7 protein-coding genes and 1 pseudogene are annotated in these 7,217 nt (G+C 31.6%); all 8 read right to left on the reverse strand.

Annotated features, from left to right (window positions below; all coding sequences use genetic code 11):
• Nucleotides 1–237, reverse strand: a pseudogene (locus VIM70_RS01650) (hypothetical protein); the annotation flags it as partial.
• Nucleotides 238–430: 193 nt separating this feature from the next.
• Nucleotides 431–1,060, reverse strand: a complete 630-nt coding sequence (locus tag VIM70_RS01655; protein ID WP_331943483.1) for a hypothetical protein — start codon at nt 1,058–1,060, stop codon at nt 431–433.
• A gap of 61 nt (nt 1,061–1,121) precedes the next feature.
• A complete protein-coding gene (locus VIM70_RS01660) occupies nt 1,122–1,625 on the reverse strand; it encodes a peptide deformylase (RefSeq protein WP_331943486.1) in 504 nt (167 codons plus the stop codon).
• 71 nt (nt 1,626–1,696) lie between these two features.
• Nucleotides 1,697–2,293 (reverse strand): hypothetical protein, encoded by a 597-nt coding sequence (locus tag VIM70_RS01665; protein WP_331943488.1) that lies wholly within the window; start codon nt 2,291–2,293, stop codon nt 1,697–1,699.
• A 47-nt stretch (nt 2,294–2,340) separates the two neighbouring features.
• Nucleotides 2,341–2,634 (reverse strand): hypothetical protein, encoded by a 294-nt coding sequence (locus VIM70_RS01670; protein WP_331943490.1) that lies wholly within the window; start codon nt 2,632–2,634, stop codon nt 2,341–2,343.
• Between the two features lie 369 nt (nt 2,635–3,003).
• Nucleotides 3,004–3,915: a helix-turn-helix domain-containing protein gene (locus VIM70_RS01675; RefSeq protein ID WP_331943492.1), complete on the reverse strand. Its 912-nt coding sequence runs from the start codon at nt 3,913–3,915 to the stop codon at nt 3,004–3,006.
• A 235-nt stretch (nt 3,916–4,150) separates the two neighbouring features.
• A complete protein-coding gene (locus tag VIM70_RS01680; protein WP_331943494.1) occupies nt 4,151–5,875 on the reverse strand; it encodes an FAD-dependent oxidoreductase in 1,725 nt (574 codons plus the stop codon).
• 159 nt (nt 5,876–6,034) lie between these two features.
• Nucleotides 6,035–6,949 carry an epoxyqueuosine reductase gene (locus tag VIM70_RS01685; RefSeq protein ID WP_331943496.1) on the reverse strand — a complete coding sequence of 305 codons (915 nt, stop codon included), beginning with the start codon at nt 6,947–6,949 and terminating at the stop codon, nt 6,035–6,037.
• Between the last annotated feature and the right edge of the window lie 268 nt (nt 6,950–7,217).

Here is a 7,217-nt window from a genome sequence, read left to right on the forward strand (position 1 = left end):
TGAATGAATCTCAATAGTCAATTTCTCTTTAAGTTGTTCATTAAAAATAATTGTAATTCTATTGTAATTATTTTCGAGAACATTGGAAACTTTATCTATACATGTCTTATCTATTTCAGTGTAATAAATTATAAAATGTTGAGTTTCTTTTCTTAAAATTAGTTTGTAATCTTTCTCTTTATATATCTGTTCACATTCTACGTTACCCGAACAATCTTCTTTTTTTTGCTCTACCATTTTAGTTTTCTCCCTTATAATTTTACTTGATTATACTATTTTTACCATGAATTATATATAAGAAAATAAAATATGATTTGTTATATAGAAGATAAAAACTATTTTATATATTAGGGATGGGAAAACACAAATGTCGTGAAAAATGAATATTGTGTCTTAATTTAGATGAAGGATTACGATATTTTTTCCATCACTATCCAATATTTTTTCGATACCCTCTATACCCTCTTTTTATCAAATCTGATAAATTTTCTATTCGTAAAAGAACTCTTCCAGTACTTCTACTCGAATCTACAATTTTTGCACATGTTTTTTCATTATCTAAAAAATTTATAAATATCATAACATGACTTCCAGATAAAAGTATAACATCACCAGGTAGAAGTAAATCAGTTGAATCTAAAGGTGACGCAATATTAGTTACAGACCGAGTAGATACTCTTTTTGTTAAACTCCAGCAAATTGTAACAAGACCAGAACAATCAACACCAACACAATACTTACTAGCACCATTATCTCTAGAGTCTGGTACATTACCTGCAAACTTCCCTTCTGTAATTCTAGTATCAAACTCTTCAATTGTAGTAGTACAACCGCCCCAATTATACGGTATCCCTTTATTAAATTGCTCTATTATCCACCATCCACAATTATATTTAGCACTTATATAATTAGAATCTGGCGTATTAATTAAAATTCCATCAGTATCATACCCATGAAAGAGGTTTTTAATAGTCGGCTTCCATATATGATTAGCATAAGCTAGAGCACATGAAACCACATTTTCACGCCAAAAATCATTTTCTAAATTATTATTATTCATAACTACCTCCATAAAGTCATCATCCTGAAAATGTAATATTGGAGCTATACCTTAATGGGAACTAAAAACAACCTGACTTATTCTTATTTATTCTAAATGATTTATTATCAATTGCTCTCTGTACAGCTAGTACACCATCTAGGTGATCATATTCATGCTGTATTAACTCCGCTAAATCTCCCGTAAATTCTATACTACAATCAATCCAATTCAAATCTTTGTAATAAACTTTACAAGTTTTATATCTATATAATTTTACTTCTAATCCAGGATAACTCATACAATCGTCCCACATTTCAAATTTTTTATCATTTATAAATTCAAGTCTAGGATTTATAAATGCAATAGAAGTATTATCAGATTTAATATAAATTATTCTGCACAACTCATTTATCTGTGGTGCTGCTATTGCTCTTCCAAAACAATATTTTTCTTTAAAATTTATCAGTGTATCATGTAAATCTTCAACTATTTGTTTTGTTTTGTCAAATTCATTCTTTGAAACATCTCTACATACCTCATACAAATTTTCATTCCCTAATAGTAATATCTCTCTTATAGCCATAGTTTTTTCCTCCTATCAATTTTTGACTTTTTTCTACCTTGATTGTATTGCTAGTTAATGCAGTGCCAATTTTATCTTTCTAACACCTCTATAGCTCTCTTAAATAATTCTTCTTCCGTTAAATCTACAGATATTCTTATGTGGTCTTCGTTAAATTCTTTAATCTCTTTAAAAATCTTGTGATTATGCCATATACTTCGCTTCAAGTAATTCAGAATCATCAAATCTTTATCTGTCGCTCCTATATAAAATTCTTTAGCTTCAATTAACCTTTTTTCTAGAACTTTATCATCACAAACTAGCCATATTTTCTTTATATTTTTATCACCTAACTCTTTCACTAACCGGGGGTATAATGCCCATCCCTCGATAATAATTGGATTAGACCAAGTACTATGTATATCAATTAAACGTTTTATTGAAGGCCATATTCTCTCATGATAAACTGTTATATCCTTAATAAGTCCATCAATAGATTTCCTAATATAATATTCACGATAATCATGTCCTTTCATTGGATCAACATCAATTACTGTTTGAATTACTTGTCCAATATCATCTGTAGAAATACAATTATAAAAATACTTTGAAGCTATTTTAGTAGCTAATGTTGTCTTCCCACTCATCGGACTTCCACCAATGAGTATTACCTTTACATTTTTATACATATGTTCACCTCCTCTAAATTCAGAATATAAGACTGTAAAAAGTTTTCTCACATTCTGACTCCTTTTATTTTGTATGTATTATAGCAAAAATTGATAGCACCATTTGCATTTTTAAATCTTTTATATCTTAATCCACATTGCAATAATTCGGATATTAACTGTTTTCTATCATTATTAAATTCATGATGCCACTTTATATTCATCCATAAAAACTTTAATGTTGGCTTAGTACACTCCCTTACCCTCTGGTATTGTAGCTTTCTTTCGATTACCCTACCTCTATCGAGGAACACAAAGGGCTTATCAAGTTCCACTATTAGTAGATTCAAATGGGGAAGCATCCTTCTATACTCCGATGGATATGTGGGTTACTGCACGATTGGATTGCGATACAATCTTTCCTATCCATATTAAGCTTGTTACTCCATAGTACGCTTATCGTAATTTACGAAGATTACAAAGGTTCAACTTTAGTTTATACTTTCCATTTTTCCCCTAACCAAGTCTTGCTTCTACGTAAAGCAATGACCTTAGGTACTTAACTCTCATGCAACCCACAAACCAATTACTCGGAGTGCAGTTTCGAGTGGGGATACGCTTAGTAACTAACGCATTTTTTTTAGAAACACTACCAATTAGCGACTTCTTGCCGCACCGCAATATTTTACAAGTTCGACACAACAGAAATAGGTAATTTTAATAATTCTTCTTTATGGTTTACTAAACCTTTCACGATATAGCTTTGGAGCTATACCTGTACTTTTAGAAAAAACCCTTGAAAAATAATCAGGATCAAGGAAGCCAACCTTTGAGCCTATAGTAGAAATACTTTCATTGGATTCTGTTAAAAGTTTTTTTGATTCATTTATTCTAATATCATTGACGTAACCTTTTACCCCTTTACCGGTTCTCCTCTTGAACATATGATTGATAGCTGATTCACTACAGTGACATTGAGCCTGTAATGTAGCTACATCAATGTAATTTGCATAATTACTTCTTATATACTGTATGCAATGTGACAAAATGAAGTCTTCACTTGAATTATGTTTCCTTTTCAAATATTTTATTGCATGATAATCTACTGATAATTTACCAAAACAATTTCCTAGGTAACAACAGAGGAAATTAAAGTTACTGTGCATTTCTTTTTCTCTATCAGCATCAAGATTACCTTTCATGCTGCACTTGAATAATTCAAGTGCTTTTTCTCCATCCAATTCTGATCCTTCGCACATCCTATTAATTATCTGAGTGTTCTCAGAAGATAGGCTATCATACATTCCAATATTTATAATTCCTAGCAGTTGATTATTGTACGTTATCGGATAAATAAATTCACCTGCTCCTGCATGGCAAACACCATAAAACCGTCCACTTTCTCTCAAACATCTATTGAATATTTTCTTTTTCATATTCAAACATTTCTGCATGAGATTTTTATCAGATTTAACATACATGCAAAAGGAATTAGTGTGAGCCATAAAGGACTGAATAACTAAATCGAGTTCTTTGTCTAGAGGTATAAAGCCTACAAAGTCGTTTATACATATACTAATCTCAAAATGTTTCTGAAGATATTCTAAGTATTCTTCCAAAGCTTCATGATTTAGGTTTGCCATAATAAAGCCTCCATTAAGTGGTATTAATACCTGTTAGTTTATAATTCAATTATAAATTAACTCTGCATTAAAGTCCTGAAAATAAGCACATCTTTTAAAGAATCCTATACATTTATCTTTAACAATCAATGGATTGGCATAAATTTGGGAATGAATTTTATATTACCAGGAAAAATAGGGAGCAGTTAACCCTGTCTCCCTATTATAATGATAAACTATTTTTACACTATATATATTAACTTAAATCTAATGAGAAAACATGAGCCTTCTCTGAACCCCAGGTACTTACAGGGATGAATCTAATAGACTTTGTTTTTACATCAACCTGTAGCTTAACCAATCTTTGATAGTTATTTTTAACTTCTGCTACAAGTACCCAATTCCCTAATTCGTCCAAAGCTTCGATTTTAAATTCTTTTACCATGCTTTCAGGTACATGAAAATCATTTTGTTCTAGTGGATAATTGCAGGGCATGTTATGAATTGCACGATTTAAATTGCTATCGAAAACAAATCTCAATTCACTTATTTGCTCTGCATTTTCAAAGCTATACTCCACAAAATCTCCTAAGTTTCCTGTCCAGCCATTATCTTCAATACCGATAGGTCTGTCCGATCCGTTTCTTAAGACTTCAGTGTTATAAGCATTATCAGTTATCAGTACCTTACTTGTTAGTTTTGATATCTCTCTGTTTTGCCATGGTAAATAGCAATCATCCTCCATTAGCATTTGTTGAAGATTTTGTATTTCCTTTTCGTATACTTCTCTTGGAGTTAAGTCTTTATTAACAGCTATAGCTGCAGCTGTTCCTACTGCATGACCAATTATTGAACAGGTAGCCATAACCCTTGTAGCACTCATAGCAGCATGGGTACCACTTATATTTCTACCTGCAAAGAATAAGTTTTCTATATTAACTGAGTAAAGACATCTATATGGAATACCAAAAGGTGATGGTGACGCATGAAATATAGTTGGATACCCACCGGTATATTTAAACCCTGCTGGATGATGGTCATCCATACTCCAACCACCATAGGCAACTAAATCCTCAAACTTACCCTCACTAGCTATATCGTTTTGGTTTAAAATATAGTCTCCCACATTTCGACGACTTTCTCTTTTGCCTGGAAGAAAGCCTATCCAATCTATTTCCCAGTTATCAACTCCATGATCCCCATAATTTTTCATATGATCCCACACACCAAAAACTATTTTTAAAAGTTCATCCCGCAGTTCCTCTGCATCATGGATAGTGTCATTTTCACCACCGAGCTCAATCCACCAATAATTAGTTTTTGTGTCATGGTCGCGAGCTGGAAAATCTTCATCCGTTGTATATTTATGTGCCCAAGCTGGAGGAATAAATGTTTGAGGTTTGTTTGTTTCCCTTATTTGAAATAGACAGCTCATGCCCATTGTTTTCTTATCTGACTTTGCTGGTTCAATGGATTCATTAAATTCATTAGAATCTTCTCTACCTTGACGGAATTCCGCTCCTGAAAGTGGTGATAAAATGCTATCTCCTGAGCAATCTGCAAAGTATTTTGCCTCAACGGTATGCCAGGTTTCTGTGGTTAATTGCCAACCTTTTATGGACTCAATTTTATTTCCATTCATCTTAGCATCAGTACAGCTACAATTTAATAAAAGTTCTATATTTTTCTCAAATCTTACTTTTTCATATAGTATGCTATCCCAAAGTGAATAGTTTGGAGTAGGGTTACGATATAAGTTCTCCATTTGTATTTCTTCTAGTATCCCTGTTTCTCTGTTATTCGGACCTTGAGCCCCACAAATCCACATTCTTATTTCCGAGGATGCATTGCCTCCAAGTACAGGTCTGTCCTGCATTAATGCTACCTTAGTACCATGTCTTGCAGCTGCTATTGCAGCACAGATTCCAGCCATTCCACCACCCACTATACATAAGTCAACTTTATGATTTAAATTTTTCATATTAACACGCCTCACATTATTATTTTAGAAAATATCTGCTATTGTTCTCCAAAACTTTATAATCTATTAAAGTCTATATCTATAATTATATAGGATATTAGAAGGATTACCTTGAAAAAACTGCTGATTACCTGTAAAAATCTGCAGAGTTACAATGCTTTATTTTTGTTCTTTTAACTCAAGTAAATATTCACCTATATATCGTTTATACTCTACGGAATTAACTTCTTTCATTTTTTCAATTAACTCATTTTTTGATATACTATTTCTATTTTTTAACTTCATACCATATAAATCTATACCTTTTGAAAAAGTAACTTGTTTTTTATGCTTTATGTTAGCGTTCAAAGGACATATATCTTGACATATTTCACACCCTTGAAGCCAGCCACCTAATTGATTTATATCATCCGGATAAATTTTACTAGGTTCCTCTGCATGCCTATTGATAAAAGAAATACACTTTGTAGGGTTTATTTTATAACCTTCATTATTTATACATTGCGTTGGACAGACATTAACACACTTGTTACATTTAGCACAGAAGGCATTTACGGTTTGTTCATCATGCTCATTATTTTCATTAAATTTAAAATCTGTTCCAATTGTACGTATACCAACATAAGATCCAATATCATAAGCATAAAACATGCAGTTTTTACCTATAAAACCAAGTCCAGCCTTGCATGCTGCAGCTCTGTCTGGAGTATTAGCTCTTTCAGATCTATATCCTCTATCTTCAAGATAGTTAATAATTAAATCAGCTTTGGGTTCAATGGTTTGCCAACAAAACCGCGTGTAATTAGATATTTTAAAGTCATCTTTCGTATAGTTATTATCAAAAAAATAATCTACTACTAATACAATTATTGTATTATACTGACTACCAGAATATCCTGCAGAAAGGAACTGCTCAAAAGACTTATATTGAAAATTATATAATTCCCTTCGTTCATCAATAGCCTTCAAGTATTTAGGAAAATTTGAAGAGTCAAACCAACCAATTTTATCTACTCCAATTGAATTTGAATATGCTTTTAAGCTCTCAGAAGTTATATTTTGTGTGCTTTTCATGAAAAACCTCCATCTTCAACAAAATAAGTAATACCTTAGAATAAGTTTACTCCATACTTATTATTTTAAAAGAATGTGTTTATGATTTCCTTAAAAACTCTGCATAGTTTCTTCAAAATTCTGCAAGACTATAGACGCTTATGAATAGTAACAAATAAAATATTTTAATTGAAATCTATATTTGGTTTCCGATTTATACGATAATGCTTTTGTTATACTTTTGTATTACTTTGAAATCACACAAACAGTAACCCTACATTAGATATAA

The organism is Clostridium sp. (assembly GCF_036569345.1).
In the GTDB taxonomy this organism is placed as follows: Bacteria; Bacillota; Clostridia; order Clostridiales; family Clostridiaceae; genus Clostridium_AD.

Coding starts and splice junctions, on each gene's coding strand:
- VIM70_RS01680 (WP_331943494.1), bottom strand. CDS start 5,875: ATGAAAAATTTAAATCATAAAGTTGACTTATGTATAGTGGGTGGTGGA.
- VIM70_RS01685 (WP_331943496.1), bottom strand. CDS start 6,949: ATGAAAAGCACACAAAATATAACTTCTGAGAGCTTAAAAGCATATTCA.
- VIM70_RS01675 (WP_331943492.1), bottom strand. CDS start 3,915: ATGGCAAACCTAAATCATGAAGCTTTGGAAGAATACTTAGAATATCTT.
- VIM70_RS01670 (WP_331943490.1), bottom strand. CDS start 2,634: ATGCTTCCCCATTTGAATCTACTAATAGTGGAACTTGATAAGCCCTTT.
- VIM70_RS01655 (WP_331943483.1), bottom strand. CDS start 1,060: ATGAATAATAATAATTTAGAAAATGATTTTTGGCGTGAAAATGTGGTT.
- VIM70_RS01665 (WP_331943488.1), bottom strand. CDS start 2,293: ATGTATAAAAATGTAAAGGTAATACTCATTGGTGGAAGTCCGATGAGT.
- VIM70_RS01660 (WP_331943486.1), bottom strand. CDS start 1,625: ATGGCTATAAGAGAGATATTACTATTAGGGAATGAAAATTTGTATGAG.